Source organism: Alienimonas sp. DA493 (genome assembly GCF_043951915.1).
Lineage (GTDB): Bacteria > Planctomycetota > Planctomycetia > Planctomycetales > Planctomycetaceae > Alienimonas.
In genome coordinates this window covers 1-2,476 of the sequence record NZ_JBINJD010000288.1, presented here as the reverse complement: position 1 = coordinate 2,476, position 2,476 = coordinate 1, and the positions used below count along the sequence as shown (strand labels likewise).

Sequence of the window (2,476 nt, the reverse complement as noted above, 5' to 3'; positions counted from 1 at the left end):
GTCATCTTGAAGGCGGCGTTTGAGCGAAGCGGTCCGCACAGCGGACCCTACGTCAGTTCGTGAGGGCCTCGTCGAGGTTCAACAGGGCCCCGGCGACGATCTCCGCGGCCGGCGGGCCGTCCGGCAGGGCGGCGATGCGGTCGTACAGATCGACCAGCGCCGCCCGTTCGCGTTCCGACGGCTCCCGGCCGCAGACGAGCAGGAAGCCGGCGGCGACGCGGTCGGCGGGGGCGTCGCCGGCGGCGGTCATGCGGTCGGCGAGGGCGGCGGCGGCCTCGGTGAAGGTCGCGTCGTTGAGGATCGTCAGCGCCTGCACCGGGGTATTGCTCTCCGGCCGGCGGGCGGTGCAGAACTCCCGGCTGGGGGCGTCGAACGAGGCCATCACCGGGTGGGGGATGCTGCGTTTGACGTACGTATAAACGCTCCGCCGGGTGCGGTCCGGCTCGCCGGCGGCGGGGACCTCCCACTTGTCCCCGGAGAACGGCTTCCACACGCCGTCTGGGATCGGCGGGTGCACCGGCGGGCCGTGCAGGCGCTCGGTCAGCAGCCCGGAGACGTGCAACGCCTGATCGCGCAGCGCCTCCGCCGACAGCCGCCGCCGCGGCCCGCGGGCCAGCAGGCGGTTGTTCGGGTCGATCTCCAATAATTCCGGCGTCGCCGCGGCGCTCTGCCGATAGGTCGAACTGAGGACCATCTCCCGCAACAATTGTTTGCGGCTCCAGCCGAGATCCTGTTGCAAGCGAACGGCGAGGTAGTCCAGCAGCGCCGGGTGCGAGGGCGGTTCGCCGCTGGAGCCGAAGTCCTCCTCGGTCCGCACCAGCCCGGTCCCGAACAGCCGGGCCCACAGGCGGTTCGCCTCCACCCGGGCCGTCAGCGGGTTGGCGTCGGCGACGAGCCAGCGGGCGAAGGCGAGGCGGTCGGCGTCGCCGCGTTCTCCCGAAGAAAGCGGATCGCCCAGCACGGCGGGGACGCCGGGGGAGACGGGCTCCGCCTTGGAGAGCATATTGCCGCGGTCGAAGCGGTGCGTCGGCCGGGCGAGGGCCGGTTCGCGCTCCCGCATCACCGGCAGTTGGACGGAGGGGATGCGGCGCCGCTCCCCTTCGAGACGCCCTAATTCAGCCCGGTCGGCCGCCGTCGCCTCGTCCCACCAGAGGTTCTGGAAGGCTTGATCGTCGCTGAACGCGATCCGGCCGCGGCGGGCCACCATCGGGAAGGAGGCCAGTTCGAAGACGTTGAACTTCAACGTCACCCGCACCGTCGTTCCCGGTTCGACCGGCGCCGGCTTGCCGAGCACGAACGCCGCGGACCGCGGGCGGTGCATTTTCGTGTACGGCCCCGCCCCGCTGCCGCTCTTGGCGTTGAGGCTGTCTTTCGGATTGCGGGCCGGCGTCGGCTCGTCGAACAGGACCTCGGTGAACTTCAATTCCCGCGGCTCCCCCTCCGTCGGGATCAATTCGCCTTTGAAATGGGAGACGGTCCAGCCCCACTCCGCGTCCTTCATCGCCGCTTCCAAATCGACCGGCAGGCCGGTGAAGCGGATCGCGGTGAGTTGGTCGTATTCGTCCGGCAGCGGGGCGGTCAGGGTGACGGACGTGCCGCGGGCCACGTTGCCGACCAGCCGATAGGTCGGTCCCTCCGGCGTCTCGTCGACGGCGACGCCGGGGGTGGCGCTCACCTCGGCCGTCAGTTCCGCCGGCGCCCGCCAGACGGAGGGGTCCTGCAACAGTGCGTTCTCCGCCTCCCAGATACGGCGGCGAAGCGGTTCGATTTCGGCGTCCAACGCCGCGGCCCGGTCATAGTCGGCGGGGTCGCGGGGGACGGGCAGCGTCGGGTAGTCGCTGTCCAGGTCGGCGTCGGCGGAGTTATTAAAGAAGGCGGCGGTCTCGTAAAACTCCGCGTGCCGCAGCGGGTCGTAAGGGTGCGAATGGCACTGCACGCACTCCATCGTCAGGCCCTGCCAGACCTGCCAGGTGGTGCTCACGCGGTCGAGGATCGCCTCGGTGCGGAACTGTTCGTCGTCGGTGCCGCCCTCCTCGTTGGACTGCGTCAGCCGGTGGGCCGCCGTGGCGACGCGGTCCGCCACCGACGCCCCCGGCAACAGATCCCCGGCGAGCTGTTTGATCGTGAATTCGTCGTAGGGCAGATCGCGGTTGTAGGCGTCGATCACCCAGTCGCGGTAGGGCCAGGCGGTGCGGCGGCGGTCCAGGCCGAGGCCGCGGCTGTCGGCGTAGCGGATCTGGTCCAGCCAGACGCTCGCCCAGCGTTCGCCGAAGTGCGGGCTGGCCAGCAATCGATCGACCGCCGCCACGTAGGCCGCTTCGCCCCGTTCCTCGACGGCTGCGAGGAACGTCGCCCGCTCCGCCGGGGTCGGGGGGAGGCCGGTCAGGTCCAGCGCGACCCGCCGCAACCAGCGGTCCGGCTCGGCGGCGGGGTTCGGTTCAAGCCCCGCCGCCTCCAACTTCGCCAGGACGAATTG

General features: G+C 70.9%; 1 protein-coding gene. It reads right to left on the bottom strand.

Annotation, left to right across the window (positions count from 1 at the left end; all coding sequences use genetic code 11):
• Positions 1-52: 52 nt before the first annotated feature.
• Positions 53-2,476 (bottom strand): DUF1549 and DUF1553 domain-containing protein (locus ACG2DA_RS22415; protein WP_395258873.1); only part of this gene is annotated, 2,424 nt, incomplete at its 5' end.